Origin of the sequence: Methanimicrococcus blatticola, from assembly GCF_004363215.1 — an archaeon.
In the GTDB taxonomy this organism is placed as follows: Archaea; Halobacteriota; Methanosarcinia; order Methanosarcinales; family Methanosarcinaceae; genus Methanimicrococcus; species Methanimicrococcus blatticola.
The window spans coordinates 105,290-132,287 of sequence record NZ_SNYS01000010.1 but is presented as its reverse complement, the minus strand read 5'-3'; the positions used below and the strand labels follow the sequence as shown (position 1 = coordinate 132,287).

Genomic DNA, 26,998 nt, shown 5'->3' with positions numbered 1-26,998 from the left:
ATTCGGATTTTAAAAAGGATTTATTTTAAAAACAACGCGCTTACAAAACCAAATCGGCACCCTGGTCAATGATAATTCTGGTGGGTGTCGGAAGTTTCTGTCCTGCGTTTTGGAGTGCTTTCTTTGCTGCGAGGAAATATTCCTTGTCGCAGGAAATGGTAAAGATTTTCTGGAGCGGCACAACACGTGCTGCGGTTCCGACGTTCTTACCGAAAGCTGCTCTCATACCACTGGAAACACGGTCAGCACCGGCGCCGGTGGCCTGCTTGTTTTCTCTGAGAACTTCGTGGGGATAGACGCGCAACTTGATGTGGAAGTTGCCTCTGCCTGCCTTGTTGACCATGTGTCTGTTGGCGGTAATACGGGCAGCTTCAAGAGCTGTGTGTCTGATCGCACATTTTTCTTCAACGAGCAATGATAATTTGACAGGGTAGTCTTGTCTTGTTAAGTTACCCATGTCGTAGTGGATAATCTGAACACCCGGAACACCGCCCATATATTTTCTTCTGGTGAAGGAGCGCTGTCTGATGTTTCTGTACATACTTGCCGGCTTTCTAACCATAATAATTCTCCGATAATGAATAAATTGTAAATTAATTGTATTAATTAAATTGAAATTTGAATGCGATGAAACAAAACGATAAATCCAACCGTTTGTTAAACATCAAAAAACAATCCGCTTGTGCATCATTGCTTCTTCAGCCATTCTAAAGAAACATCCTATGTATGACGGTTAGCCTAAACGTTTGGCGCGGATTAAACAACAGACTTTAAGCCCGATTTGTAACCCCTTAATACATTCAGGGTTTATAAAGTTTATTCTTCGGCCGCGATAAGAAAGATTGAACCGTCGTGACCGAAAATCAGGCAAAAAAATACGGCTTCAAATATATATAGAATATTGAGATAAAATATATAATCTGGCAGGAGTATTTTAAAGGTTATCCTAAAAACAATATTAATTTAGATTTTTGGTTTAAAAAGGTGAGTTAATGAGCGCAACGGAAAAAAAACTGGATCAGTTGAACGAATATCAAAAGCAAATGATTGATATTGAAAATTACAAATATTACCAGCATGCGATTGATGTTTTTTTCTATCCCGCCGAAAGATTAAATTTGAGATTAAAAGCAGATTTGCAGGCATTAAGGGCTGAATTGGTTGAAGACGGCAAAACAACTCCGCCGTTTGTAAAAATTCCGATTTCAAAATACAGCGACAAATTAACGGAAATATTGGATTATTACATCAATGAAGGCAAATTTTTAGGAAGACCGTACCCGCATCTTGGAAAAAGACAGGTTAAGAATTCGACAACAATTATCGTCACATTAGAATCTATTAAAAATATGATGACGGATGCAATTTTAGAAGAGAACCGTGTCGAAGATACCTTGAAACAATTGGATTCAGTTGATAAATTACTTGCCGAAAACATCACTTTATCAAAAGCGATTATTGAAGACATTTCAAAGAAAATGACGGCAATCAACATCCAATTGGGACGTGATTACTCCAAATATTCGCTTCAAAAATAAAACATAAATAAAAAAATTACAGCCATTCGTAGCCGTAAAAAGATTCAATATTGTAATTGTTCATCAGCGTTAATTCGGCGTATCCGAAAAAACGGCAGCCTTCACAATTTTGAATCATTTCTTTTCTTTCTTTTTTCGTTTGATTCCAAACTTTTGTGATTCCGTTTTGTACAATTTTTTCGTCATTTTCATTATCAAAGACAGACTCTTCAATCACGTTTCCGAGCGGTTTGTTGTGAATGCGGCAATTGTACATGTTGCTGTGATGATCCACCGCTAAAATACCGCGATCAACCCGGCAATTTTTAATATTTTTACCGTCACGGATTTGTTTTAAATAAGTTTTGGAATTAATCAGCGGATACCCTTTCTTTTTCATATCGATGAGCGTGTTCATCAAAGAAACAAATTTTTCCTGCTGTGCTTCGCCGATTGATAAATCATCCCAATCCGTATCGCCCATTCGCTGAAAAACATAAAGCGGCTCAACCGCCATTTTAACATTCCCGAGATCTTTAGCAAACCGGAGCAAATCTTCGACTTCGTCTAAATTTTTGCGGCTGATGACACAGTTCATTAAGAGAGGTTCATTCAGCAAACCGCTTTGTGACGCATACCGGATGCCGTCTAAAATCATTTCATAATCGGCACCGCGAATTTCACGCGTTGCTGTCGGCCCGTCAACAGAAACAGAAATATAATCCACATCTTTGAGCTCATGCATTCTTTTTTTGAGCAGCAGACCGTTTGTAATCGTAAATGTCTTCATCCCTTTCGATTTGGCATATTTCATAATATCCGGCAAATCTTTTCTCAAAAAAGGCTCGGTCGACCAAGCATTATAAGAGCCGATACCGAAGTCAACGGCCAAATCAATAATTTTACAAACTTCTTCAAAAGAAGGCTCTCTTCGGGAAACAGATTCATCATCCGTTTTCAAACTCTTTTTCCATTCATCGCAAAAAACACATCTTAAATTACAACCGGAGTTGACGGTATGAGAAATTGTCACAGGACGGCGGCGAATTTTCATTTGCCAAGCGCTTTTCGCCATAAAAACGGGATCGAATTTTGACACGAAAAGAAAAAGAAATCAAAGAGACTTATAGTTAACCCGAAAGATTCCTCGCGTTGCTCGAAATTTTTCATTTAAAACAAGAATGATTTTTTCAAAATAAAACAGAAAAACCAAAAATCCATATATTAAAAAAAAAGCCCGAGGGAAAAATCCCCCGGGCTTGAGTGGTACAAATTTCGGAAACCGAAATTAACCGAAGAGTGCACCGAGACCGGCCATACCTTCTTCTTCGGAGTGGTCTTCTTCTTCGGGTGCTGCTTCTGCTGCTGCGGGTGCTGCTTCTGCTGCTGCGGCGGGTGCTGCTGCGGCGGGTGCTGCGAATGCTGCTTTTGCGATTGCTTCTTCGATGTCAACGCCGTCGAGTGCTGAGATGAGTGCTTTGACACGTGCATCGTCAACGTCTGCGCCTGCTGCTGCAAGGACTGCTTTGACTGAGTCTTCTGTGATTTCTTTTCCGCTCTTGTAGATTAAAAGTGCTGCGTAGATGTACTGCATATTATTTCACCTTTTGATTTATGTTTAAATTTTATTTATGATTCGTTAATTTATAATTCGTATTTGCTTGCTTTTGCAACGGATGTTGCTTGTGCGTTGGCTTTGCCGATTAATTTGTCCATCACTTCAGGTTCAAAGACAACGGCTTCAACACCCAAATTGACGGCTTCTGTGTGTGCCTTCTGGATGAGAACTTCGATGTTATCCTTGTTCACGATGGCTGCGTTTACGGACAAGTTGAATGCTTCCTGTGCCGCGGTGACGAATTTGTTGAACATTTCAGTTTCGTCAACGTGAAGGACTTCCGGAAGATAAACAGTTCCGTCTTCGTAAACAGCTCTTAAAATTAAACCGACTTCCATCGGGAAAATTTCCAACTTGCTTAATGCGTTTGCTAATTTCTGGGAAACTTTTTCGCCGGCTTTACAGACGACTTTTGTTTCTTTGATAGCGATTTTACCGCCTTCAACAGCTGTCGGAATGCCTGCGCCCTGGAATTCACTGAGCATCGGACCCGGCGGGAAGCTGGTCGGACCTTTGTTGACAGTGATGTCAAAAGGAGCAACTGCGCCTGCTTTAATGGGGGCCGGTGTCTTTGTCTGGGCCAACATTTTGTATAATTTGAACGGGTTGTCGTTTGTGAAAATCAAAGCGGTTTGCCCTTCAATGTATTGAACCATGTCAGGAACGCTGCCGTCACTTTCTTTGAGCGCTTTTTCGTTCAAAGTGTTACGTGTGACTTTCAAAACGGCTGATTCTCTTAAGTTGCGTCTCATCTTCTGGAGCTGGTCGGCACTGATACTTTCAAAGCTGACAACACCGAAAATGTTGTAATTTTTGACGAGATCTTTGAGTTCTGCAACTTCATCCATTTTCCACTGCGGGATTGCTTCTGCGCCTCGAGTTTCTGCCATATCACATCACCCTCTCGGATTTTCCCATTGTCGTTGTGACATAAATGGATTTAATGTTGTGTCTTCCTTTGACGAGTGCGCGCTCAACACGTGAGACGACGGCTTCAATGTTCTGAGCCAATTTGTCAGCGGGCATGTCGCGGCGTCCGACGGAAACGTGGAACGTCATCTTGTCTTTGGATCTGACGCGAACAGCGCTCTGTTTTGACTGAATCATTTCACCGATGCTTTTTCCCGGAAGGAGCGGAACCGGCATTTTACCTCTCGGACCGAGAACGGTACCGATTGTTTTACCGATTGTTGCCATGAACTGGGTTTCCGCAATGAAGAAGTCACATTCATCGGCAACGGCTTTTGCGCGTGCCTTGTCGTCCTTCATTTCCTGGATATCCGCATCGTCAAAAACGTATGCTGCCCCGGCCTGTTTGGCCTGCAATGCAACTTCGCCTTTTGCAAAAACGCCGACCTTCAATTCTTTGCCGAGACCGTTCGGGAGAACGATTTCTTCATCAACCCTGTTTTTGGGTTGGTTGAGGTCAAGGTTTTTGAGGTTAATCGCAATGTCAACGCTTTCTGAGAATTTGCGTTGAGGGGACTCCTCTAATAATTTTTTTACGATTTCTTCGATAGATACATCTGCCATTTTAAGGCCTCCCCGTAGTCCCGCCAATTAAAACACCGAAAAAGTGAAGCAGCCGAATGTTTTCGGTTGCACGGCATTTTAACGTGCGTCAGTCATTTCGACTTTCTACGGTTAATTTGATGTTTTAAATGAAAAAGCTGTTTTCAGAATAATGTCAACGCAATCGGCATTACATAATAATGTTCATGTCGACCAAAGCCGGCTTTATTCGAAAGGTGCTTTAAATAAATATGAAAAAAGAACGGTAAAAGATTACCATTCTTCGTTGCTGAGAACGTCGTCGTACTGACCGGCGTCAATTGCTTTTTGGAAGTCTCTGACGTCCATGCCTTCGACGGTAATGCCCATTGAAACACCGACACCGGTGACTTCTTTGATGGCTGCTTTCAAGTCGTATGAAAGGATGTCGTCCTTCTTCATGCGTGCGATTTTTGCAGCCTGCTGGACGGTAATGTTTCCGACTTTTTCAACGTTGGGTTTGCCGGAGCCTTTTTGGACACCTGCTTCCTGAAGAAGCAAAGAGGATGTCGGGGGCGTACCGACTGTAATTGTGACACTCTTGTCGTCGGCCACAACCACCGTCACCGGAACTTGCATGCCGTTAAAGTCTTTTGTTTTTTCATTGATTTGATCAATAACGTCTTTAATGTTGACACCGAGAGGACCCAATGCCGGACCGAGCGGCGGACCGGGAGTGGCTTTTCCTCCGGGGACCAATGCTTCTACTGAACTTGCCATTAAAATCACCGTGGATATAATAAATTTAATTTGAATTGATAATTCAGATAAATGTAAATGAGTTTATTCTGAAAGAGATTCTAATAAATCGAATTCTTTGATTTAAAGCTTTCTCATGAAATTTCGGGAATACGAAGTTGTTCAAGAACAACGACGAAACGCTGCATAAGGAATAATGAAAAAAGTAAATCGGCAAACAGTCTTTTGAACTGTCTGCGTTTGTATTTAGTCTTCTTCCTTTTTCAAGACACGAACTGTGTCTCCCCGAATGGTAATCGGGATGGGAACCACGGCGTCGAATAATTCCACCGTAATTTCATCATGCTGTCCTGCACCGATACGCTTGACTTTGGCTTTTTCGCCCTTGAACGGGCCGGATGTGATTTCGATAATCGAGCCTTCGGTAATGCCGACAGAGATGGGTTTGGGCTTTAAGAAGTGTTCAATTTCGCTGAGTTTTGTCGGGCTTTTCAACATGGATTTTGCATGCGGAACAGCCTGAATCAAACTGTCAACGACTGCGGAACGGGGCGTTTCAACAAAAACATACCCTTTCAGCTCCTCAGGAGCGAGAACGGCTCTGACGTCCAAATGCTCTTTTTTTGCCACCAGCGCCATCGACTTGGCAACGGATTTTTCCTGGTTGACGGTCGTCTTTACAATGAAAATGTTAACGTCGTCATTATTTTCTTCTTCAAACATTTTATGACCTGACCGGGATGAAGTATTCCGGAACAATATCCATCAAGACATAGAAGAGAAAGCCCATGACACCGATTGCGAGAATACCGAGTGCTGCAACTTTTGCAATGGTAAAGAATTCTTTGCGGGTCGGCTTGCGGGCCAATTTTAAAATTCTGAGATAAGAGCGAAGTGTCGGACCGATGTTTGAAATGCCGTCCTTAACTTTATCTGCCGTATTGTTTTCTGCCAAATTATTCACATCCGAATAAGCTTCAAGAGAAGCGATTAAATTAAAATTTGAATTGAAAATTTTTCGAATCTAACAGATATCCGAAAAACTAAAAACTCAAAAAAGATAGCGATTCTAATACATTCATACTTAATATACTTTGTCCTTTTTTCGAAATGAGAAACGATAAGAAGAACAAAGATGAAAAAACAGAAAATAAAACACAATAAAAACTAAAGAAAAACAAGAATAAAACAATCAAAAGAACGTGAGAGAAAATAAAAAGAAAAGATTGATTTGTCGAGATTACTCGACAAAGTCAATGCCGTATTTTGCGGTGATGAATGTACCGCTGCCCTGACCGTAAATCTGTGAAGATTTAACGCCGGTCACGATAATCATTGTACGAATCTTGTTTTCAAGTTTCGGATCGATTCTGGCACCCCAAATGAGACGAGCGCCGGAGTCAATGCGGTTGTGGACTTCCTGAACAACGGATTGTGCTTCTTCAATCGTCATGTCCGGACCGCCGATAACGTTAACGAGCGCAGAAGTTGCGTCGGAAATGTCAACATCCAAAAGCGGGCTTCGGAGTGCTTTCTGGATGGATTCGACAGCTTTGTTTTCACCGGAAGCTTCACCAAGACCGATCATTGCAACACCGCCGTTCTGCATAATGGTGCGGATATCGGCAAAGTCGACGTTCACGAGACCGTCTTCAGTGATAGATTCTGTGATACCTTTGACGGCGCGCATCAAAACTTCGTCACAAACTTTGAAAGCAGCTTGGAGCGGGAGTTTCGGAACCATTTCAATGAGTTTGTCGTTCGGGATAACGATAACAGTGTCAGCGACATCGCGGAGTCTTTCAAGACCTGCTTCTGCGTTTGTTCTTCTGACAATACCTTCCACGCCGAACGGCAAGGTCACAACAGCGATTGTGAGTGCGCCTGCTGCGCGGGCAGCTTCAGCGACAACGGGTGCGGAGCCGGTACCTGTACCGCCGCCGAGACCGGTTGTAATGAAAACCATGTCAGCGCCTTCAACAGCGCGGCGAATGTCATCGACATTTTCGATGGCTGCGTCTTCACCGACTTGCGGAAGACTGCCTGCGCCGAGACCGCGTGTCTTCTTTTTGCCGATGAGGATTTTCTTGTTGGTACCGATCTTTAAAAGATGCTGGGCGTCAGTATTGACGGCATAGAGCTCAGCGCCGGAGATGCCTTCTTCAAGCATTCTCTGGATACTGTTAGAACCGCCGCCGCCGCAGCCGATAACTTTGATGTTTGTCTTTAAGCCTTCTAAAAATGCGCGTAATTCTTCATCCACTTCTTCGCCTTGAAGGTTGATGTTAGGAGAATAACGGGGTGCTTCAGTGCGGTCCTCGCGGGCGCTTCTGGCTAATGCTTCTTCTACGATGGATTTCATGTGTGAACCTCTGTGTTTATAAAAAACGATGCCGGCTCGTGTGACGTTACCGAACAGCGTATGTAAAAGATGAAATGATAGTTGATAAATATCAAATCATTAAATCATAAATGGAATCAATAAGTTTCTGAAATATTTAATAATTCCTATGGTGAACTATTTTATAAACGCTCAAATTTAAAAAAGTTACTATCGCTTTCAAATTCTTAAAAAGAAAAAACTCCGAAATAAAAATTAAAAATTTTTTAAAAAAATTAAAAAAGAAATTGATGAATTCTTCGATTCAGAAGAATTCAACAAAGAAAAACCCATTCAATAGAACATATTTTCAGGAACAGGCAATTCTTCCTTTTTCTTAGATTCCATAATTTTGTGAATGGCGTCAATGAAATCCGCTTTTTCAACCGACATTTTTTCGCCGCGGACGGCAAACATACCGGCTTCCGTGACAACAGCTTTGATATCGGCACCGCTTGCGCCTTCCGTCATCTTTGCAAGTTCGGCAAAGTCAATTTCATCGGACAGTGTCATTTTAGCGGAGTGAATCTTAAAGATTGATTCACGCCCGTCCGCTTCGGGGAGCGGCACGAAAACCATACGGTCAAAGCGGCCCGGTCTCAAAATGGCAGGATCCAAAATATCCAACCGGTTGGTTGCGGCAATGATTTTGACATTGGAACGGCGGTTGAACCCGTCCATTTCCGCCAAAAGCTGCATGAGCGTCCTGTGGATTTCACGGTCAGCACTCGTGGTATCATCCGTTCTGCGGGAAGCAATAGAATCCACTTCATCAATGAAAATGATGGAAGGGGCTTTCTTTTGAGCCATCTCGAAAAGCTCGTGAACCATTTTAGCGCCGTCACCGATGTATTTTTGAACGAGTTCGGAGCCGACGACTCTGATGAAAGTTGCGTTTGTCTTGTTGGCAACCGCCTTGGCAATCATGGTTTTGCCGGTACCGGGCGGGCCGTAAAGAAGCGCGCCTTTGGGCGGCTCAATACCGATGCGTTCAAAGATTTCGGGTTTGACGAGCGGCAGCTCAACCACTTCACGAATTTCGCGAAGCTGATCTCCGAGACCGCCGATTTGGTCATAAGTGATATCGGTTGATTCAATCAATTCAAGCGCAGACACTTCAGGCTCTTCCAATACCGGAAGAACTTCAGCGATGGAGAAGGTCTGCTGATTGAGCGCGACATTTGCGCCGGGCGCAAGTTCCGCTTCCGTTAAGTCCATGGGCGCGCTGACGACCAGCTGCGGGCCGGCAGAGCTGCGAATGACAACATGGTCATTGTCAATCATTTTGACAACAGTTCCCATTAAAAGCGGCGTTGTTTTCATGCGATCCAGTTCAACGCGAAGACGTTTGGTTTCGCGCTCAAAGTGGATTTTATCATATTCAATGGATTTCTTTTGAGATTCGAGTTGTTGAATAATGCCTTGAGAGAGGATAACCTCTTCACGCGTGACAGACAAATCCTTATGGCTTTTAACAAGCTCGCTGCGTGTGTTGTTTAAGCTCTCTTTAGCGGTGGCTAACTCACCTTTTGACTTTTCGAGCGCGGTTTGAATTTCAACCTTTTCTTCAATTAAAGTGTTATAATCAGCTTGAAGCGCATCATAAACCGCCTGGCTGCGTTCAACATCTCCCAAAAGTCTTTCTTTTTCAGCGGCAGCCGATTCCTTTAAAGACTTAATTTCTTCAAGTCTCTGCGCCGAAATTGTTTTCGTCCTCTTCAAAAGCGTCTCCGCCTTCTTCAATTCGGCTGAAAGACGCTCAATTTCCAAATCCAACTCGGATTCAGATCTCCTAATGTCATCCGAATCAGGGGCGCGCTTACTTGTCGTATAAACGGGCTTGTCCTTCGGTTTGACCATTTTTTCCATTTTTGAATACTCCTCTGTAATTGCCGTACAATGAAAATGCCGACATCAGCGAAAGCGAATGCTGTCGCCGTTTTGTTTAACAGACTGTTCTGTTTTTCAGTATGACATCTGTATATTTTAATTCGTTTGGTGAAAATATATACTTTTCTGAAATTACGAACGTATTAGAACTTAACGGAATAATTAAAATGATTAAAACAAATAACCAATTGTTCATTTATTTTTGAAAACACCAAAAATTTAAAATGAATTGAATCTCACAATTCTATTGAATAGTTTTATTTTAATACATAAGTGATTAAAAAGAAAAAACAAGGATGGAAGATCCGATGGAAACTTATGAATGTGAAATTTGCGGCAAAAAAACGAAATTTCCGACGACAGCCGTAAAAGTAGAAGGCGCGGAATTTAAAGCCTGCTCCGAGTGTTCAAAACTCGGAACAGTAATCGAGAGAAGACCCGCAACCCAGACCGGCAAAGCTTACGGAACGCCCGCACCGATCAAATACGCCCCCCAAAGCGTCAGCGGCTACAGCGGCACCCAAAAATCCAGACCGAAAAATTATTTTGCCGGCCTTGAGAATGAACTTGTCGAAGACTACGACATGGTTATTAAAAAAGCGCGTGAAGCAAAAGGTCTCAGCCAAGAAGATTTGGCTTTAAAAATTAAAGAAAAAGCGACCTTGATTAAAAAAATCGAACGCAAAGAAATCCACCCCGAAGAATCCGTGATGAAAAAGCTCGAGAAGGAGCTCAGCATCAAATTAACGGAATCATTCGATTCAAGCGAAACATTCCAAAGCCGCAGTTCCGGCGGCGCAACCTTGGGAGACATCGCTTTTGTCAAAAAGAAATAAGACTTTTGTCTTATTTTTCCTTTTTTATTTAAAAAAATGATCTTTGAGTTTTTCTAATTTTAAAAATCCGTTCGTTCGCGCGCGGCGACCGCCATGCAAACGGCCATAGACACACGGTTTCAGCAGCGAAGCCGAAAAATCGCACAGCGATTTTTCCACAAACAGCGCCCTCCCTCCACCATAAAAATTTGTGAGCGAAGCGAGCAAATTTTGCGAACAAAAATTACAACCTTCGCTCCGCTCAGGTCACAATTTTTCAAGGCAGGGGGACAACAGGATGCGTTTAGAGAAGCATCTTCGATGCCTCAATTCTTTATGAAAAAACGGAAAGAAAAGTACTTACTTCTTCTTCCCAAGCTGCTCTGATTTATCCGTTGCGGCAATCACGGCATCCATGAACGCGGCGCGAACGGCTTTTTCTTCCAAAACGGCGACGCCTTCAATCGTCGTGCCGCCCGGAGAGCAAACCATGTCTTTGAGTGCGCCCGGGTGCATACCGCTTTCAACGACCATCGTTGCCGCGCCGAGGACGGTTTGCGCTGCAAGCGTCTGCGCTGTTGCGCGGTCAAGACCTGCATAAACGCCGCCGTCTGCCATCGCTTCAATTACTTGGAAAATAAAAGCGGGACCACTGCCGGAAAGACCGGTCACGGCATCCAATAAATTCTCGTTAATTTCCATGGCAACGCCGATTGCGGAAAAGATTTCCATCGCAATTGCCGCATCTTCTGCGGTCGCGTTTGTTCCGCGGCTGATACCGGTTGCGCTTTGAAGAACGGTCGCGCAGATGTTGGGCATCACGCGAATTACGCGGGCACCGTCACCGACAAGCTTTTCCAAACTGTTGATGGTCACGCCGGCGGCAATTGAAATGAAAAGTTTGTCTTTTGTGTCGCCTGCGGTTGACAAGGCTTCTTCGATGTCTTTGGGCTTGACCGCGATAATCAAAATGTCGGAGCGTTTGACGATATCAGCATTGTCTTCCGTGACGAAAATGCCGAACTCTTTGCGCGCGGCTTCCGCAGCAGGCGCCCAGCGTTCGCCGGCAGTGATATTTGCCGGAGAAACACCGTATTTCAAAAGTCCTTTAATAATAGCGGATGCCATTTTGCCGGCACCCAAAAATCCGATTTTTTGTTCTTTTAATGTCATATGAATTTCCTTTAAAATGATGAATAAGAATAAAAATAATTAATCCAGCAGCGCCAGATTTTCCTTTCGGATGACGTTATCATAATCCTTGTGACCGAGAATTTTTTCGATATCATCTGTATGAACGCCCTTAATTTTTTGAATTTCCTCGGCGTCATAATCCGTTATGCCTTTCGCAAAAGCCGCGCCGCCGCATTCAATATCAACAATGTCGCCGCGTTCGAAATCGCCGGAAACGGCAACAATTCCTTTCGGAAGCAAACCGCTTGTTGTCATCAGCGCGTTCATTGCACCGCGGTCCACCGTGATTGTTCCCGAGGATTTGGAAAGCAAAACCCACCGGATTTTGTTATTGGAAGCCTCTTCCGCTTCAGCATAAAACAGCGTACCGATTTCTTCACCCGCAACCAAACGCGTAATCACATTTTCGATTTGGCTGTTGGCAATAATCATGTGGCAGCCGGATTTTTCCGCAATTTTCGCCGCGATGATTTTTGTGCGCATGCCGCCGACTCCTTTTGTACTTGTCGGGTCGCCGCCGTATTTTTCAATTTCAGGCGTAATTTTTTCAACAAACGGAATCAATTCGGCATCGTCATGAAGCTTCGGATTTTTATCATAAAGCCCGTCGATGTCGGAAAGAATAATCAGCAAATCCGCTTCAATTTTACTGGCAACCATTGCCGAAAGACGATCATTGTCACCGAAAACCGTATCAATTTCATTAGTGCATGTGCTGTCGTTTTCATTAATAATCGGAACAACGCCGTAACCGAGGAGTGCCCCGATGCTGTTTCGCAAATTCAAATATTTGACGCGGTCGGAATAAAAGTCATAAGAGAGCAGAATCTGAGCGGTTTTAATGTCGTGCTTTTGAAAAGCTTCACTCCAATAACGCATCAGTTCGCCTTGACCGACAGCTGCCGCCGCTTGGCGGATCGGAATTTCGCGCGGCTTGGTCGGAATACCGAGCAGATTCAAACCGACACCGATTGCCCCGGACGTTACAAGAATGACCTCTTTGCCGTCTTTTAAAAGTGCTGCCGTTTGTGCTGCAACGCGGTCCAGGAAAGCCGTATCAACCGAAGATTCTTCTTTCATGATAGAAGTCGTCCCGATTTTAATCACGACTCGGGAGACATTTTGAAATAAATCTTCTCTGGATTGACCCTTTGATTTCTGCATATGAATTCCTTTAAATTATTGCAACCGGCAGTACTTTTCCTGCGTCTTTTCATGTTTGTACGGCTTTGCGCTGTCACCGACATAATCCTTTACCAAATGCCCGCTGCCGGAAAGAATATATTTGTAAATCATCAGCCCTTCCATGCCGACAGGACCGCGGGAGTGAATTTTGTTGGTACTGATACCGACTTCCGCTCCTTTACCGTAACGGAAACCATCAGCGAATCGGGAAGACGCGTTAATCATTACGCTTGAAGAGTCAACCAACCCGGTAAATTTATCGATTTCTTTTTGATCGGTTGACAAAATAACATCGGTGTGATGTGAGCCGTGTTTGTTAATGTGAACAATGGCTTCATCAACCGATTTGACAATTTTAACGGAAAGAATAAGATCGTTGTATTCCGTGTCCCAGTCTTTATCGGTTGCTTTTTTCAAATCGGTGAAGCCGGCCTTTTCGGCAATTTTGTAAGAAGCGTCATCGAAACGAAGTTCAACGCCGTTCTTTTGATAAATTTCAGACATTTTGGGGAGGAACTTTTCCGCGATTTTTTCATTGACGAGAAGCGTTTCAATTGCGTTGCACGCGGCAGGATATTGGATTTTTGAATCCAAACATACGGCGTATGTTGTTTCCAAGTCAGCCGACTCGGCGACATACGCGTGGCAAATGCCGCTGGTGTGACCGAGAACGGAAATGCGCGTGTTGTTCTGAATGTATTTGACGAAATCGTTGGAACCGCGGGGAATGAGAAGATCGATATATTGATCCAATTTCAGCATTTCAGCGACATCTTCACGGCTTTCGGCCAGTTGGAAAGCATCGGCAGGGATTCCGTCAACGGTTGCCATGGCTTCAACAAGAACATCAAAAAGCGCGCGGTTGGAATTTTTCGCTTCGCTGCCGCCTTTAAAAATAGTTGCGTTGCCGCTCTTTAAACAAAGAGACATGACTTGAGGAACAACATCGGGACGCGCTTCAAAAATAACGCCGATGACACCAATCGGGCAACTGATTTGATAAAGTGTCAGACCGTCATCTAAAACGAGTGTTGAAAGTGTTTTGCCGACAGGATCTTCCAGCTTGGCGACATCGCGAATGCCGGAAACCATGTCTTTGAATTTCGCGTCGCTTAATTTCAAGCGGTCATAAAGCGCGGTTGACATTTCACTCTTTTCAATCATTGCTTTGGCAGCGTCCAAATCTTTCTGATTGGCCTCAAAAATAAACGTTTTGTTCTTTTCAAGTGCCAAAGCCATTGCTTCTAACGCTTTATCTTTTGCCTCCGTTGAAACGTTGGCCAACAAAACAGAAGCCGCCTTTGCTTTGGATGCTTTTTCCTGCATTTGATTTCCCATAATAATCCTCAATTTACCAAAATTCGGTTATTAAATATGCGTAAAGAAAAACAACGACGATAAATATACCTTTTGTTTTCAATTCTGAAAAAGGTTTTAAAAATTTTTATTAAGCGATACATTTAAATTTTTGATAATAAATATATTTTAGAGTAATCTTTACAAATTAACGGTCATTCAAGAAGTGAACACGGATTTGTAATGATAAATTCAAAAAAATGATGACAAATTATAGAAAGGAAAAACAGAAAAGGTTTAAATTTCTGTGTGTCATTCACTCATATGAACGTTTTATACTATTATAGAATGGGCATTTTAAAAACTTTCAAAACCACCATTTGAAAAATGGGGATAGGAAAAAACAGTAAAACGAAAATCAAAGAACGTACATCGTTCAAAGGGATATAAAACAATATTAAGCAGATGTACCACAAAAATTGGGTTAGGGTAAAAAACGGCTCTATCCGGAAAAACAAAAACAATATCGTGGTGATTCGTACAATAACAGTACAAAATATGGTGGAAAAATGAAATCTTTCGCTTTAATTCGGGCAGACGACCCCGACAAAGTCAAAATAGCTTTACACGATTTAGAAACATACGGTCACATGCAATTCAGTGAAAATCCGAAAAATATCGCAACAAAATATGCTGACCAAATCTTGACAAGTGTCATGAGCGTAACGCTTAAAACAGAATGCTGTTCAGCATCCTTGGTTCGGTTAGAAACTCCACCGGGTGCGGCAATCAGCAACTTGAAAAAGATTCACCCGCCGGCACACATTATCATCATCAGCCCGCGCCATGAAGTCATTTATGAAGAGCTGGCTTCAAACTATGATAACTTCCCGGGCTTTGACCGGAAATTCACAAACGCGCCTAAAGAGAGAAAGGCAGAATAAATTTACTCTCAACATTCCTTTTTTGAATTAACGCGAATAGCAGTTGCTTTTCAAATGCTTAATATTACAGTTATAATAGAAAAACGCATTTCTGAAACCATATTTGTCCAATAAACGATGAATGGAAATTTTCGGATTCGTACTCAGTCGATACAGCTAAATTGAAAAAACATTTCCCAAAGAGAATATACATTTCGCCTGCGCTTGCATTGCTGTGGCATTTGTGTTGTCGTGGCAATCGCATTGCTGTGTGTACGCTGCTGCGTTACTGCGTTCATCAGCTTCTTTTTATCACATCCGTTCGCTTTCGCGAACGTGCCGCCGCTACCTTCCGTTCGAATTGCTGCTGCTACCTTCCGTTCGAGTTGCTGCTGCTACCTTCCGTTCGAATTGCCGCTGCCACCTTCCGTTCAAGTTGCCGTTGCTACCTTCCGTTCGAATTGCCGTTGCTACCTTCCGTTCGAATTGCCGGCTGCTGCCGGCACCGGCATCGCGCGCGCAAGCTGCTGCATTTTTAATAATTGCAAACAGAAGGACAGTTTTAAAAGATAATGAAAAAGAGATACGGGAATTATACATTTAAACCGATGGAGGGTGAAAATAAAAAAAGGAAAAATAAAGAATAAGAATTAAAAATTAAAGAATTCGTTTTATTCGCCTTTAAGGCGCCAAACAAAGTCTCCGTCCTGAAGATATTTTTCAACCATTTTCTTTTCTTCAAAAGATTTCAGGCGCGGCAAGATTAATGACGGGGCGTGGCCGGTTGCGTGACACAAATCGGCGGTGTTCATGTCCTGTTTCAGCAAACGGAACAAAATATCCAAATCGACTTTGTTTTCAGAAAGCTGCGTCGCGTAATGAACAAAAGAACGCATTAAATTGTTTTGGCGAATGGAAATCTCTTCCTGCATTCGGGAAAGCTCTTCCTGTTCGTCCCATAAATCCGCCAAATCATTGCGAACCTTAAAGATTTGAGATAAGAAATAGCCTTCGCGGCTTTTCAACCGACCTTCTGTTTGATCTTTATTTCCGCCGGCATTATCAGAAGAATCCTTGTCAGAATCCGGAAAAATAAATTCAGGCGTCTTTTTATCCGCTTTGGAATCATCGTAAACCGTATTCAATTCTTCTTCGAAATACCGTTTAGACTCTGCGTCAAAATTAGTTTCTCCTGACCCGGAAGAGAGATAGAATTTATTTTCAATTCCGGCAATCAATCCGAGATGAACATAACTCGGATGATTCGGCCCGATCAATTCGATTTTAAATTCGCTGCCCGTCGAATCAGCATAAGAAGAAGCCAAATGAATGACAGGGCCGGTCGGAAGGGTTCGGTCTTTTTTCCGCCTTCTGCGGCGCCCCGATTTCTTTTCATTCGCATTGAAAGAAACAGAAAGCGAATAAACGGGCTCTTCCGGAATTTCCAATTTGAAATTATTCACATGAACAGAATAAGAATAAGGAGACACGGAAACTTCAAGCAGCAAACTCTTTGAGATGCTGTAATATTTGCGGCGCTGGTCATCAACGCTGCTTTCGATTAAACCGGAACTTTCAAGCAAAGAAAGGTGACCGATGACGGCTTTTGGAGCAACGTCAATACGGTTTGAAATTTCGCTGACAAAATAGGGCCGGTCGGCAAGAAGCGCAAGAATCTTGCGGCGATTCTCATTTCCCAAAATGTCTAAAAATTCCGACGGCTCCATGCCCATTCTCCTGGTAATAAATTAAATGTCCCGATATTTAACGGTTATCGGAACTGTTCACCGTATTCTTCCCGAAATTCAGGGTTTCGCATCAAACAATCTGCGCCTCTGCTGTAAGCCGGATCAGCCCGAATTTTTTTCCACGCCTTTTTGACGGCGTTTTTGCCCGTTTTGACGTTGCCGTACGGAATCGGAACACAGGAACACGGCAAAATATCCCCTTCGGGCGTGATGTGCATCCACTGCCGCCCGGCCATACAGCCGAATTCATTAACAACAAGCGGTCCCGAAAACAGTTTCGGACCGGTTTTATCTTTGCCGCATTCTTCAACAAATTGTTTGAAAATTTCATGCTGCTCCGGCGTTAAAATATCAGATGTATTGTCAATCCAGCGTCCCGTCGGGACGATTTCATAAAAAGAAAGTTCATGAACGCCGAGCGATTTCGCAAAATCGTAAACGGCATCCAAATCATTGACATTATGCGGTGCCAACACGACATAAATATTCACCAATAAACCGGCGGCAAGCGCATTTTTAATTCCGGCCGCCGCGTTTTTAAAAACGCCTGAAACGCCGCGCATATGATCATGCTGTTCTTCAAACGGGCTGTCAATGCTGACACTGATGGAATAAAGACCGGCATCTTTAAGCGATTTCGCTTTATCTTCGGTCAGACCGACACCGGATGTAAACATGCACGCAATCGCTTTTTTCGGGTCAACGTAAGAGATCAATTCTTCCAAACCGGCATAACCGAGCGGCTCACCGCCGTCAAAGATAATATTTGTCGCGCCGGCATCAATTGCCTGGTCAATCGCGTCTTTCGTTTCATCAACAGTTAACTTGGAATGATTGTTTTTATTCGGAAGCGCGCAATGCAAACACCTGTTCGGGCATTCCTCCGTAATGGAAATGGTGACCTGTTCGGGGCGGTATTTTCCGAGCGCGGATTTCATGCGGCCGTTAACCATTCTCTTAAACGCGGGAGACGGAATCGGCGGCATCCATGTCGAATAAATGAGCGCGCTTTTGTACCGGCGGTAATAACTCGCAAAAGTCGGGTCAGCAGTTTCTTCGCGCAGCTCGGCAATGTATTTTTGATTATCAAAAAAAGCCATTTCCTGCGTGACCGCCTTTTGAAGAACGGGAGACAGAATTCCGCCGGCAGTTACTTTTGTTTGACCGGCCGACGGTTCGATATCCACCCGAAAAACGGGATTTTTGTAAATCGAATATTTCATTTCTGCGCCCCGAAAAAGAAATTATTTGTTTCTGAAATAAGCACTTGCTTTCAAGAGAGACGCAGGTTTCTTCTGAAGCATCAAGGAAAGAACAGAAAGACCCTGATTGAATGTGTTTCCTTTAATGAGAGAGGAAACGTCTTCGTCTTCAAAGACTTCAAAGAGTTCGTCGATTTCGTTGTCTTCCATTTTGCGAAGCGTTTCAAGACCGATGCGGCCGAAAACGTGTTCCGTGTAAAGTGAACTGCGCCAGTTGGATCTGTATTTGGAAAGCATTCTTGCAGAATAATCGCCTTTGGCAATGGCCATCGCACCGACTTTTCCGGCGATTTGACCGGCATGCATCGCGTACCCGATACCGGATTGACCGGCAGCGCCGCCCGCAACCATAATGTTGTCGGTGTACGTTTGATCGGGAATTGTGACAATCGGATCGCCGGAACTCTTTCTTTCAATGATTTCAAACTCGTCATCGGCGATGTTTTTGAGATCTTTGAATCGGGCGATCCAGGAATCCAGGAAAGAGGAAACATCTTGACCGTAATGGCGGACATAAACGCCGATGGCCGCTTCATCAGCACCGCGCGGAAGATAAGTGGATTTCCAGCCGGGCGCATGGCTTCCGACGAAATATTCGGCAAAATCGGATTCGCCGATTCCGGGCGCGCGAATGGTTAATTCAGTCCCCCAGGCAATGTCTTCGGGATGTTTCATCGTATGAAGACCGGCTGCCTGCGCGTTTTTAGACAAAATGCCGTCAGCGATAATAACGACTTTCGCTTTCACGCGTTCAGTCGTCTCGGAATTTCCGGAAGCGGTTTTTAAAACAACGCCCGACTCTTTATGGCGTAAATTAACAACTTCTGTTCCCGTTTTAATTTCAACGCCTTCAGAAAGCGCTTTCTTTTCATAGAACCGGTCAAAAGCCCCTTTGTCTAAAGCGTATCCTTCTGTTTTCACTTTAATTTTATGACCGTCCGGAGAAATCAATTTCATGCCTTTGAGTGTGTGAACAACGTAGGAGGAGTCGACTTTTTCGCCCGTGATGGTCATCATGCCTTTATAAACGGAATTGGCCGGGTGCGGGTCTTTGCCGATTTCTTCTTTTTGTTCAAACAGCGTCACTTTTGCGCCGCCGAGCGCTGCGTAGCGGGCTGCCATTAAGCCGGCAGGAGATGCGCCGATGACTGCAATGTCTGTTTTAGTTGCCATATGTATCGCCTCTTTAATCGCAAAAAAATGAATTTTTTATGTTTTTATTCTGTTTTTATAATCGTTTTTGCTGTTATTTAAGTTTTTAATATTCAACCAAAAATCAAACTTGTCAAACTCATGTAGCCGTTTGCGTAAATCAGCAAAACGACATCAATAATCATTGCCGAAAACATAACGCCGCGGTAATTGGAACCGTCGACGAATAATTTGCCGCCGAGCTCAGGCTCGGGATTTTTAATAAAGCGGATGCAGCGTCGAAGCATCCAAATGCCGGAAGCCAACGCGAGAATATAATAAACAGGACCGAGCCCGACTGTATAACCGATTGCCAATGAAAGCAAAATACCGATAATCCAAATAATCAAAATGAATTTGGAAGTCATCGGAATGCCGTAAGTGACAGGCAGCGTCGGCGCGCCTTTTGCGCGGTCGCCTTCCACATCGCGGCAGACGCCGGCAAGCGTAAAGCCCCAATCCGTCATACAAATCATCAAACCGAACAGCAATCCGGGAAGCGGAAGCAAGTACGGGCTGACAGACGGCATTAAAATACCGGCAGGATCAATCGCGAGCCAAATGCCGACAGGCACCAAACCGTAAGCAATGCCGACAGGGATAAAACTGAAAGGTGTCGACCGTTTGAAAAGAACCGTATAAAGCGTAATAACGGTTGTCGCAACGATTAAAACAGCGAATGCTTCAAGATTCAAATAAATCGCGCACGCGGCTGAAATCACGCCGAGAAGCAACCCGAAGAGAAATGCAGATCTCTGTGTAATTGCGTTTGCCGGAAGCGGGCGGTTCGGCAGATTAATTGCGTCAATATCAATATCAACAACATCATTAAATGTATACGCGCTTGTAATGGCGCAAAAACCGCCGATGGTTGCCAAAACGAAAGGCAGGAATTCGGGAAGCGCTCCGGTTGCGAAATAAGCCGCAAGAATCGCCGCTGCCGCAGGAAGCGTAATATCCATAAACATGATGGGCGGCCGAAGCAGCGAAATATAAGCTTTCATTTTACTCGTTATTGACAAAGTATCACCTGAACCGGCATCCTTCAAACCGCAACGGCAAAATTTGCCTGAAAAGAAAGGATTTCCAAAACCGATTTTATGTTTTTTTAGAGAATGAAAAGAAAAATCTTTTCAAACCATTTTGTATGAAATAAGCATAATATATAGCTGTAATAACCAAAGTAACAACCTGAATTATTTAAAACTATTTGCATCAACGCTTTTTTACAAATAATTTTTTAGCCGATTGTCGTTATTTTCAACTTTTCCCCTCGATATTTTCGACTCAATTCCTTTAATTCATCCCAATTAATTCATCCCAATTCAGTCAACCGATTCATCCGACTCTTCTATTTTATTTGAAGCCGGATTCTCAATCACCTGACAGATTTCTTTCAACGCTTCAAAATACGAATCATCAAAATCGCTCAACCGCTTTCCTTTAACAAATGTAAATTCCGCGTTCGGATTAGCGCGAATCAAAGCGGCGGTATTTTCAAGCGCGGCTTTCAAAGAGGATTCTGCCGGCCGGTTCTGAACTTCCGCGTTGAACGGATAATTTTCTTCAAGCTCCGACGGAAAAGCACCGAAAGGCGGCTTGAAATAAAGAACATGATCGAAATCGGCATCCTTTAAACCGCTTTTATTGTATTTGGCGGGGCGGATGAGAACTTTGCCCGACAATGTAAATCGATTCAAGCGTTTGGAATAACGGAAAACTTCGGGTCTTTTGGATGACTCGGCGCTGCATTCAAAGAATGTTGATTTGACGGCCGGGTCGCATTGCTCCAGCCACTCGGCGTGATTGTAAAGTGCCGCAAGCGCACTGACCATTTGCGGGTGAGAGTGGCAACGCAGCTCAACCAATTCCATGAGCTTCCCTTCGTGAATCGCCTGTTTAATCAAGCGGATTTCTTCAAACGTGACGTAAAGATTGTGGCGCGCAAGCAACTCTTCTTTGTTTGCCGCTTTTTGAATGCTTTCTGCCGTGTTCTTTGAACAAACCGGACAGGAGCAAGGCAAATATTTGAGGCGTTCCAGCGGGTAGGTGCCGTTGACCGTAATGTAGCGGCCGCCTTTGGCGTACAGCGCGTACGCGGCAGAGTCGAACAGATCGCAGCCGAGTGCGACGGCGAGCGCAAACATCATCGGATGTCCTGCGCCGAACAGATGAACGGGAACGGTCGGGTCAAGCGTCGACTTGGCGGCGGCAACGACATTGACCAAATCTTCGTAGCGGTAACTTTCCATGAGCGGCACGACTGCGCCGATGGGATAAACATCAAAATCCAAATCGGAAACAAAAGCGGCGCTTTCAGCGCGCAAATCCAAATATGTCGAGCCCTGAATCGGACCGGCCAAAAGCATGTCATCGCCGCGCTTTTTTTCAAGACCTGCGGCGGCGTTTTCAGCAGCCGACGTGCGGCGTTCTTCGACCAACCGGCGGGCTTCAGAGAGCCGTTCGTTTGTTATTTGTAATTCTTCTTTCGCCTGATCATAACGAACGTCGGGCGCGGTCGGAATATCCAAAGGAACCCCGATGTCGGTTCCGATCGCCTGTTCAAAAGCGATAATTTCATGATTTTCGACGTTGACATCGCCGTAAACCGATAATTGGAAAGAACCGGAATCCGTCATGATCGGGCCGTTAAAACCGATTAATTCATGAAGACCGTCTTTGAGCGCTTTTTCCCGAAGTTCGGGTTTGCTGTAAATAATATAAGAATTCGTAATCAAGATCTCCGCGCCGAATTCACGCATTTCGGCAGGATCGACAATCCGCAGATTCGGGTTAATCACCGGCATGACTGTCGGTGTTTCAACGACCCCGTGCGGCGTTTTTAAGCGGCCGATTCGTCCGGCGGCGTCTTTTTCAATAATTTCAAAAATTTTTGACATTTTATTCCTCTGAAATGAAATCAATCAATTGAATAATAAATGAACCGTAAATGAACCGCCGCCTGATTAAAACCATTGATCCAAAGTCGGCTGTTTTGTTTTCGTTTCAAACGCGGCATTGATTTTCTGCCAGGCGGAAGTGACACGCTCTTCTGAGAAATCGCGTTTGGAACACAAGAATTCGATCATTTTTTCTTTATCGGGCTTTGTCCACTGAATTGTATAATCATCCGTTACCGGCGGGTTTTTGAAAAACTCCTTTGCCGCCGCGTACCGCTCGATTTGTTCATCCAGCCCTTTGGATTTTAAAATCTCGGCGTAGCCGCCGTATTCCTTAATTAATTTGAGCGCGGTTTTCGCGCCGACGCGGTCAATCCCTTTGTTGAAATCAGTACCGACACAAAGCGCGAGATCAATAAACTGATCTTTGGAAATTTCCATGCGCGCCAAATTTTTGTTCAAATCCACTTTCTCGGGCAAAACGTCGACATAAACGCTTTTTCCGGGAAGCTTGCGTTTGCCGGACACCGTTAAATTGCGAATGACGCTTTTTGCGCCGAAAATGAAAGCATCGTAATCTTGAGACGAAACGAAATCGACATCGCCTTTGTCTGCCATGTAAGACGCCTGGGCTTCTCCTTCCGACGGCGCTTCGATGACGGGAATGCCCATCAGAGAAAGCAGCATTTTGGATTCTTCGACCACTTGCGGATCGATTTTAACGGCGGCTTGAGAATATTTTAAAATTTCAGCCGTGTCGCCGCGTTCCATTGCAAGCGCCCACTTTTCATGTGCCGCCTCGCGAATTTCACGGCGCTTGTCAAGCGTTTCGGCTTTGAGTTCGGGCGGAACGCCGTCAAAAACGAAAACGGGTTTGATGCCGTCTTCAACAAAACTGGAGGTACGATACAAAACGCCTGAGAGGTGCGATGTCGGGTTGCCGTTTGAGTCCGTGAGCGGTTTGCCGTCGCGGCCGCGAACGGTTGTTAAAAACTGATAAATCACATTATACGCGTCAAACGCGACGATTTTACCTTTCAGATCCGAGCGGGAAATTTCATCCCTTTCCAATAAATCGCCGATGGCTACACCCATAAATCCGCCTCCTTTCTTTTGACCGCATTTGATTTTATAAACAATGAATTTTTTCGAATAAATGTGCCCCGTTCTATAAAAACGTTCACCTCTCGGTTTTCCGATGTGAGTCAGGTGTTTGAGAAAAACGCTTCGCGATTTTAGCGGCTTCCTGCGGTGCCGGGTTCTCCCGCTGCCTGCTGCCCGCCGCCATTCGCCCGCCGCCGACCGCATGCGAGCTGCACAGATTTTTAAAATTAACAAAAAAACAAAATCTGTTTTTTCAAAAAATGAAAATAGAATCGGAAAAAATAAAAAAAGAGTTTTAAATGAAAAATAAAATGAAAATAAAAAAATGAAAATAAAAAAATGAAAATAAAAAAATGAAAAGAAAGATAAGAATCAAATTTTCGGCTGATACTGCTCAATCGTCACGCCCGCTTCTTCAAAGAAACCCATGGAGTCGGGATCGGGATACGGATTGACATAAATGACGTGTTTGATGCCTGCATTGATAATCATTTTCGTACAGAGAATACAGGGCTGATGGGTGCAGTAAAGCGTTGCGCCGGAGGTTTGAACGCCGTGAACGGCGGCTTGGATGATCGCGTTTTGTTCGGCGTGAACGGCGCGGCATTTCTCATGCATTGTTCCGGACGGAATGTTTTGTTGTTTGCGGATGCAGCCGATGTCTAAACAATGTGCCAGCCCGCGCGGCGCGCCGTTGTAACCGGTTGTTAAAATGCGATTGTCACGGACAATGACGGCACCGACTTTGTTTCGAAGACAAGTTGCGCGCTTGGCAACGGTTGTCGCAATCTCGACGAAATATTCATCCGCTGTTAATCTCTCATCATTCAAACTCTCATCAGACATGCAAACAAAAAAGACAGACAAAGATATATAAATTACTTGAAAACTAATTGAAATATTCTTTTTGTTAATTTTCGCGTTTTATAAAAACGCAAAAAAGATTGGGATTGACTATGAAATTTGAACTTTATCATTATATACAACCTTTTGTCCAAAAAACGGACAATAAAAAATTGATTGCAATCCCGTTGGCGGTTTTAGCCGTTGCGCTCTTAATTATCGCTTTTACGACAATACAAACCGGAAGCCCGATTGCTCTTGGCATGGACTTTGTCGGCGGAACGCAATTTTCGGTAACGACAACCCTGACGGAGGAGCAGCTTCAAGAAATGTTTTCGGATTATCCGCTCAACGACATTCGCATATCGGGAAACCGCGCCATATTACAATTCAGTCAAGTAAGCAGTGAAGAATATCAGGAACTCTCGAATATAATTCACAGCAATTCAGCATTCAGAGATATTGAAGAACAGCAAGTTTCACCCATATTCAGTGAACAGCTTCAAAAAACAGCTTTAATCGCGGTCGTTTTATCATTTATCGGGATGGCCGTTGTCGTCTTCATTTTGTTCCGGCAAGTCGTTCCGTCATTGGCAGTCATTTTATCAGCAGCGTCTGACATCATCATTCCGATTGCGTTTATGGACATATTCGGCATTGAATTGACACTTGGAACAGTCGCCGCCCTCTTAATGCTCATCGGTTATTCTGTTGACAGTGATATTTTACTGACAAACAAATTGCTGAAACGAAGCGGCAACATGGATGATAAAATCGCAGGCGCCATGCGCACCGGCCTTTTGATGACAACAACAACAGCAGCCGCGTTTTTGGTGATGTTTATTGTTTCAACTTTTGCACATTATATAATTCCCGGAATCCCGCCGATTCCGCTTTTGTCCCAAATTTCGCTCATCGTTCTCATCGGCCTTTTGGCTGACATTTTAAACACGTGGTTCTTAAATGTCGGAATTTTAAGAGCGTATTTGACAAGACCGAAATCCAAATCAAAGAAAGGAGGCAGACGCGCATGATGGAAGAGAAGAAAGAGAAGCCTCTTTACAAGGATTATAAAGTTGTTGTTTTAATGCTCGCCCTCCTGATTGCTGCCGCGGCGATTTTCAGCCCGATCGGATATTTTTCAGAAGAGGAAGGAATCACAAACATTCACTACGGCCTTGACATCAAAGGCGGATCTACGATTTACCTCAAATTAAACGGTGCTGTCGCGCAAGTCGATGCCGCGCCGCGTGATATTGTCAAAAGTATGACAACCGCTGAATATCCAAGCGGCATTGAAATCGTCAGTTCATCCGTATTGGATAACGGTTCCGCCTACGTGACATTCCGAACCACGGACCCCGTTAACCAAACCCGATTAGAATATATGTTTGATACAAGTGACGTTTATGTGAGAACATCCGGAAATGTCTCTGAAATCAATGTCAGCACATCAAAAATCGGATTTATCAAATCATATTTGACTCATGTGTACAACGCCGAAGTTGTTCCGTACGCCATTGCAAACGGCGTGGAATATGAGATTCGGACGGCAACCACAGAAGAACAGCTTTCCGGTTATATGCAGGCTGCAAACGGCAGCGTTTTAAAGAATTCTTCAGGAGACTTGCTTTACCGTGACGGAACGACAAAAGAAACAATGCAGACGACGATTGAAGTTCTCAACAGCAAACTCGGAAACGGATTAGGCGTTAAAGACCTCCCGATTCGCGCAATCGGTGACGAATATATTCAAATAGACTTTGCCGGCGTGGATTTGGCAGATGCGAGAAAATTGGTGGAAACGCCGGGTAAATTCGAGATCAGAATCCAAACAACCGGCAACGAAACAGTCCATGTTTTATACGGCAATTCAATTGAAAGTGTCGGCGTTGTCGGACAAGATCCTTCAACCGGCTCGTATTATGTCCCGTTCAAATTAAATGAAGAAGGTGCAAGAGCGCTTCAGCAAGCCGCAATCAGCACAGGCGCGACAACGAATCCGATGGCTCATAATTTAATGATGATGTTGGACGATGAAGTTGTTTACAGTGCGCCGCTCAGCCAGAGTGCCGCCAATCAGCTGAACACCTATCCGATTTATTCATGGCAAGCCGGAACAAGTTCGCAGGAAGAAGCGAAAGAACTTCAGATTCACTTGCGTGCAGGTGCACTCCCGGTCAATGTTGAAATTGTCAACGCGGGTCAAGTGGATGCAACGCTCGGACAAGGATTTTTAAGAGGCGCCATTTTAGCCGGAATTATTGCGCTGATCGCTGTTGCTTTAGTAATTTACAACCGTTACAAAAAGCCTGAAATCGTGATTCCGATGATTGCGACATCTTTGAGTGAAGTCGTTATGCTGATTGGATTTTCGGTTCTGATTATGCAGGATTTGGATTTGGCCGCCATCGCCGGTATTATTGCCGTTATTGGTACAGGCATTGATCACTTGGTGATTATTACCGAAGAAGTGGTCCATGAAGGAAAATCGCCGTCGGATAAAGTTTATTCAGCGCGTATCGGAAAAGCCTTTATGATCATTTTCGGTGCTGCTGCAACAACAATTATTGCAATGACGCCGCTGTTCTTCCTCGGATTCAGCACATTGAAAGGCTTTGCGATTGTAACGATTGCCGGCGTTTTCATCGGTGTCCTCATTGCGCGCCCGGCTTACGCTGCGGTTCTGAGATATATTTTGACCCGACGCGGAATGATTGATGAAAAAATAACCGAGTAATTCGAAATCATCAGCCATTGCTTGGACAGAAATATGAAACAAATGAAAATAAAACGAATGAAAAGATTCAAAATGAATCAAATCATTCGTTTATCTGATTTTTATTAATTATCATTTAATGATTATCTGATGATTGAATTTC

At 44.0% G+C, this 26,998-nt stretch carries 25 protein-coding genes and 1 pseudogene; 6 read left to right on the top strand and 20 right to left on the bottom strand.

Going from position 1 to position 26,998, the window contains the following annotated elements:
• Positions 1–40: 40 nt before the first annotated feature.
• On the bottom strand, positions 41–562 hold the full coding sequence (locus tag C7391_RS07285) for a 50S ribosomal protein L16 (protein ID WP_133517894.1): 522 nt from the start codon (positions 560–562) through the stop codon (positions 41–43).
• A gap of 430 nt (positions 563–992) precedes the next feature.
• Here C7391_RS07285 and C7391_RS07280 point away from each other — a divergent pair, with 430 nt between their 5' ends.
• Positions 993–1,538: a hypothetical protein gene (locus C7391_RS07280; RefSeq protein WP_133517893.1), complete on the top strand. Its 546-nt coding sequence runs from the start codon at positions 993–995 to the stop codon at positions 1,536–1,538.
• Between the two features lie 16 nt (positions 1,539–1,554).
• Here C7391_RS07280 and C7391_RS07275 read toward each other — a convergent pair whose 3' ends face one another.
• The 9 genes and pseudogenes from C7391_RS07275 to C7391_RS07235 all read right to left on the bottom strand — a co-directional run bounded on the left by C7391_RS07275 (position 1,555) and on the right by C7391_RS07235 (position 9,634).
• Entirely contained in the window at positions 1,555–2,592 is a 1,038-nt protein-coding gene (locus C7391_RS07275) for a radical SAM protein (RefSeq protein ID WP_133517892.1), read from the bottom strand.
• Positions 2,593–2,805: 213 nt separating this feature from the next.
• The gene (gene rpl12p, locus C7391_RS07270) at positions 2,806–3,111 is read right to left on the bottom strand and encodes a 50S ribosomal protein P1 (RefSeq protein WP_133517891.1); all 306 of its coding nucleotides are present in this window, start codon (positions 3,109–3,111) and stop codon (positions 2,806–2,808) included.
• Positions 3,112–3,185: 74 nt separating this feature from the next.
• A pseudogene (locus C7391_RS07265) lies at positions 3,186–4,025 on the bottom strand (50S ribosomal protein L10); the annotation flags it as partial.
• Between the two features lies 1 nt (position 4,026).
• The gene (locus C7391_RS07260) at positions 4,027–4,668 is read right to left on the bottom strand and encodes a 50S ribosomal protein L1 (protein ID WP_133517889.1); all 642 of its coding nucleotides are present in this window, start codon (positions 4,666–4,668) and stop codon (positions 4,027–4,029) included.
• 252 nt (positions 4,669–4,920) lie between these two features.
• Positions 4,921–5,406: a 50S ribosomal protein L11 gene (locus C7391_RS07255; protein ID WP_133517888.1), complete on the bottom strand. Its 486-nt coding sequence runs from the start codon at positions 5,404–5,406 to the stop codon at positions 4,921–4,923.
• A gap of 225 nt (positions 5,407–5,631) precedes the next feature.
• Positions 5,632–6,108, bottom strand: a complete 477-nt coding sequence (locus C7391_RS07250) for a transcription elongation factor Spt5 (RefSeq protein ID WP_133517887.1) — start codon at positions 6,106–6,108, stop codon at positions 5,632–5,634.
• A 1-nt stretch (position 6,109) separates the two neighbouring features.
• Positions 6,110–6,340: a protein translocase SEC61 complex subunit gamma gene (locus C7391_RS07245; protein WP_133517886.1), complete on the bottom strand. Its 231-nt coding sequence runs from the start codon at positions 6,338–6,340 to the stop codon at positions 6,110–6,112.
• A 285-nt stretch (positions 6,341–6,625) separates the two neighbouring features.
• On the bottom strand, positions 6,626–7,747 hold the full coding sequence (gene ftsZ / locus C7391_RS07240) for a cell division protein FtsZ (RefSeq protein WP_133517885.1): 1,122 nt from the start codon (positions 7,745–7,747) through the stop codon (positions 6,626–6,628).
• 312 nt (positions 7,748–8,059) lie between these two features.
• Positions 8,060–9,634 (bottom strand): proteasome-activating nucleotidase, encoded by a 1,575-nt coding sequence (locus tag C7391_RS07235; RefSeq protein WP_223610963.1) that lies wholly within the window; start codon positions 9,632–9,634, stop codon positions 8,060–8,062.
• A 329-nt stretch (positions 9,635–9,963) separates the two neighbouring features.
• Here C7391_RS07235 and C7391_RS07230 point away from each other — a divergent pair, with 329 nt between their 5' ends.
• Positions 9,964–10,491, top strand: coding sequence for a multiprotein bridging factor aMBF1 (locus C7391_RS07230; RefSeq protein WP_133517884.1), 528 nt, complete (start codon positions 9,964–9,966; stop codon positions 10,489–10,491).
• A gap of 339 nt (positions 10,492–10,830) precedes the next feature.
• On the opposite strand, the gene proC is transcribed toward C7391_RS07230, so the two are convergent.
• Genes proC through C7391_RS07215 form a run of 3 tightly spaced genes read right to left on the bottom strand, consistent with a single transcriptional unit; the run spans position 10,831 to position 14,187 of the window.
• A complete protein-coding gene (proC, locus tag C7391_RS07225) occupies positions 10,831–11,643 on the bottom strand; it encodes a pyrroline-5-carboxylate reductase (protein ID WP_133517883.1) in 813 nt (270 codons plus the stop codon).
• 39 nt (positions 11,644–11,682) lie between these two features.
• Complete coding sequence (gene proB / locus C7391_RS07220) at positions 11,683–12,828, bottom strand: glutamate 5-kinase (protein ID WP_133517882.1); 1,146 nt, start codon at positions 12,826–12,828, stop codon at positions 11,683–11,685.
• Between the two features lie 15 nt (positions 12,829–12,843).
• Positions 12,844–14,187: a glutamate-5-semialdehyde dehydrogenase gene (locus C7391_RS07215; protein ID WP_133517881.1), complete on the bottom strand. Its 1,344-nt coding sequence runs from the start codon at positions 14,185–14,187 to the stop codon at positions 12,844–12,846.
• A gap of 527 nt (positions 14,188–14,714) precedes the next feature.
• Here C7391_RS07215 and C7391_RS07210 point away from each other — a divergent pair.
• Both C7391_RS07210 and C7391_RS07205 read left to right on the top strand, forming a co-directional pair.
• On the top strand, positions 14,715–15,089 hold the full coding sequence (locus tag C7391_RS07210; RefSeq protein ID WP_133517880.1) for a DUF356 domain-containing protein: 375 nt from the start codon (positions 14,715–14,717) through the stop codon (positions 15,087–15,089).
• A gap of 231 nt (positions 15,090–15,320) precedes the next feature.
• Positions 15,321–15,641 (top strand): hypothetical protein, encoded by a 321-nt coding sequence (locus C7391_RS07205; protein WP_166627449.1) that lies wholly within the window; start codon positions 15,321–15,323, stop codon positions 15,639–15,641.
• 98 nt (positions 15,642–15,739) lie between these two features.
• On the opposite strand, the gene C7391_RS07200 is transcribed toward C7391_RS07205, so the two are convergent.
• The 7 genes from C7391_RS07200 to C7391_RS07170 all read right to left on the bottom strand — a co-directional run bounded on the left by C7391_RS07200 (position 15,740) and on the right by C7391_RS07170 (position 24,119).
• Complete coding sequence (locus tag C7391_RS07200; RefSeq protein WP_133517959.1) at positions 15,740–16,795, bottom strand: ArsR/SmtB family transcription factor; 1,056 nt, start codon at positions 16,793–16,795, stop codon at positions 15,740–15,742.
• A 44-nt stretch (positions 16,796–16,839) separates the two neighbouring features.
• Complete coding sequence (locus tag C7391_RS07195; RefSeq protein ID WP_133517878.1) at positions 16,840–18,039, bottom strand: radical SAM/SPASM domain-containing protein; 1,200 nt, start codon at positions 18,037–18,039, stop codon at positions 16,840–16,842.
• 21 nt (positions 18,040–18,060) lie between these two features.
• Positions 18,061–19,251, bottom strand: coding sequence for an NAD(P)/FAD-dependent oxidoreductase (locus tag C7391_RS07190; RefSeq protein WP_133517877.1), 1,191 nt, complete (start codon positions 19,249–19,251; stop codon positions 18,061–18,063).
• A 92-nt stretch (positions 19,252–19,343) separates the two neighbouring features.
• Entirely contained in the window at positions 19,344–20,291 is a 948-nt protein-coding gene (locus tag C7391_RS07185) for a UbiA family prenyltransferase (protein WP_133517876.1), read from the bottom strand.
• 303 nt (positions 20,292–20,594) lie between these two features.
• Positions 20,595–22,169, bottom strand: coding sequence for a tRNA guanosine(15) transglycosylase TgtA (tgtA, locus tag C7391_RS07180; protein ID WP_133517875.1), 1,575 nt, complete (start codon positions 22,167–22,169; stop codon positions 20,595–20,597).
• A gap of 66 nt (positions 22,170–22,235) precedes the next feature.
• Positions 22,236–23,264 (bottom strand): flap endonuclease-1, encoded by a 1,029-nt coding sequence (fen, locus tag C7391_RS07175; protein ID WP_133517874.1) that lies wholly within the window; start codon positions 23,262–23,264, stop codon positions 22,236–22,238.
• Positions 23,265–23,645: 381 nt separating this feature from the next.
• Positions 23,646–24,119 (bottom strand): deoxycytidylate deaminase, encoded by a 474-nt coding sequence (locus tag C7391_RS07170; protein WP_133517873.1) that lies wholly within the window; start codon positions 24,117–24,119, stop codon positions 23,646–23,648.
• 110 nt (positions 24,120–24,229) lie between these two features.
• Here C7391_RS07170 and C7391_RS07165 point away from each other — a divergent pair, with 110 nt between their 5' ends.
• Positions 24,230–25,150 carry a protein translocase subunit SecF gene (locus C7391_RS07165; protein ID WP_133517872.1) on the top strand — a complete coding sequence of 307 codons (921 nt, stop codon included), beginning with the start codon at positions 24,230–24,232 and terminating at the stop codon, positions 25,148–25,150.
• Positions 25,147–26,856: a preprotein translocase subunit SecD gene (locus tag C7391_RS07160; protein WP_317852543.1), complete on the top strand. Its 1,710-nt coding sequence runs from the start codon at positions 25,147–25,149 to the stop codon at positions 26,854–26,856. The genes C7391_RS07165 and C7391_RS07160 overlap by 4 nt, the downstream gene beginning before the upstream one ends.
• Positions 26,857–26,998: the final 142 nt, after the last annotated feature.

What these genes read in the sequence shown, in the direction of transcription:
- C7391_RS07285 (WP_133517894.1), bottom strand. Translation starts at nt 562, where the DNA reads ATGGTTAGAAAGCCGGCAAGTATGTACAGAAACATCAGACAGCGCTCC.
- C7391_RS07280 (WP_133517893.1), top strand. Translation starts at nt 993, where the DNA reads ATGAGCGCAACGGAAAAAAAACTGGATCAGTTGAACGAATATCAAAAG.
- C7391_RS07275 (WP_133517892.1), bottom strand. Translation starts at nt 2,592, where the DNA reads ATGGCGAAAAGCGCTTGGCAAATGAAAATTCGCCGCCGTCCTGTGACA.
- rpl12p (WP_133517891.1), bottom strand. Translation starts at nt 3,111, where the DNA reads ATGCAGTACATCTACGCAGCACTTTTAATCTACAAGAGCGGAAAAGAA.
- C7391_RS07260 (WP_133517889.1), bottom strand. Translation starts at nt 4,668, where the DNA reads ATGGCAGATGTATCTATCGAAGAAATCGTAAAAAAATTATTAGAGGAG.
- C7391_RS07255 (WP_133517888.1), bottom strand. Translation starts at nt 5,406, where the DNA reads ATGGCAAGTTCAGTAGAAGCATTGGTCCCCGGAGGAAAAGCCACTCCC.
- C7391_RS07250 (WP_133517887.1), bottom strand. Translation starts at nt 6,108, where the DNA reads ATGTTTGAAGAAGAAAATAATGACGACGTTAACATTTTCATTGTAAAG.
- ftsZ (WP_133517885.1), bottom strand. Translation starts at nt 7,747, where the DNA reads ATGAAATCCATCGTAGAAGAAGCATTAGCCAGAAGCGCCCGCGAGGAC.
- C7391_RS07235 (WP_223610963.1), bottom strand. Translation starts at nt 9,634, where the DNA reads ATGGAAAAAATGGTCAAACCGAAGGACAAGCCCGTTTATACGACAAGT.
- C7391_RS07230 (WP_133517884.1), top strand. Translation starts at nt 9,964, where the DNA reads ATGGAAACTTATGAATGTGAAATTTGCGGCAAAAAAACGAAATTTCCG.
- proC (WP_133517883.1), bottom strand. Translation starts at nt 11,643, where the DNA reads ATGACATTAAAAGAACAAAAAATCGGATTTTTGGGTGCCGGCAAAATG.
- proB (WP_133517882.1), bottom strand. Translation starts at nt 12,828, where the DNA reads ATGCAGAAATCAAAGGGTCAATCCAGAGAAGATTTATTTCAAAATGTC.
- C7391_RS07215 (WP_133517881.1), bottom strand. Translation starts at nt 14,187, where the DNA reads ATGGGAAATCAAATGCAGGAAAAAGCATCCAAAGCAAAGGCGGCTTCT.
- C7391_RS07210 (WP_133517880.1), top strand. Translation starts at nt 14,715, where the DNA reads ATGAAATCTTTCGCTTTAATTCGGGCAGACGACCCCGACAAAGTCAAA.
- C7391_RS07200 (WP_133517959.1), bottom strand. Translation starts at nt 16,795, where the DNA reads ATGGAGCCGTCGGAATTTTTAGACATTTTGGGAAATGAGAATCGCCGC.
- C7391_RS07195 (WP_133517878.1), bottom strand. Translation starts at nt 18,039, where the DNA reads ATGAAATATTCGATTTACAAAAATCCCGTTTTTCGGGTGGATATCGAA.
- C7391_RS07190 (WP_133517877.1), bottom strand. Translation starts at nt 19,251, where the DNA reads ATGGCAACTAAAACAGACATTGCAGTCATCGGCGCATCTCCTGCCGGC.
- tgtA (WP_133517875.1), bottom strand. Translation starts at nt 22,169, where the DNA reads ATGTCAAAAATTTTTGAAATTATTGAAAAAGACGCCGCCGGACGAATC.
- fen (WP_133517874.1), bottom strand. Translation starts at nt 23,264, where the DNA reads ATGGGTGTAGCCATCGGCGATTTATTGGAAAGGGATGAAATTTCCCGC.
- C7391_RS07170 (WP_133517873.1), bottom strand. Translation starts at nt 24,119, where the DNA reads ATGTCTGATGAGAGTTTGAATGATGAGAGATTAACAGCGGATGAATAT.
- C7391_RS07165 (WP_133517872.1), top strand. Translation starts at nt 24,230, where the DNA reads ATGAAATTTGAACTTTATCATTATATACAACCTTTTGTCCAAAAAACG.
- C7391_RS07160 (WP_317852543.1), top strand. Translation starts at nt 25,147, where the DNA reads ATGATGGAAGAGAAGAAAGAGAAGCCTCTTTACAAGGATTATAAAGTT.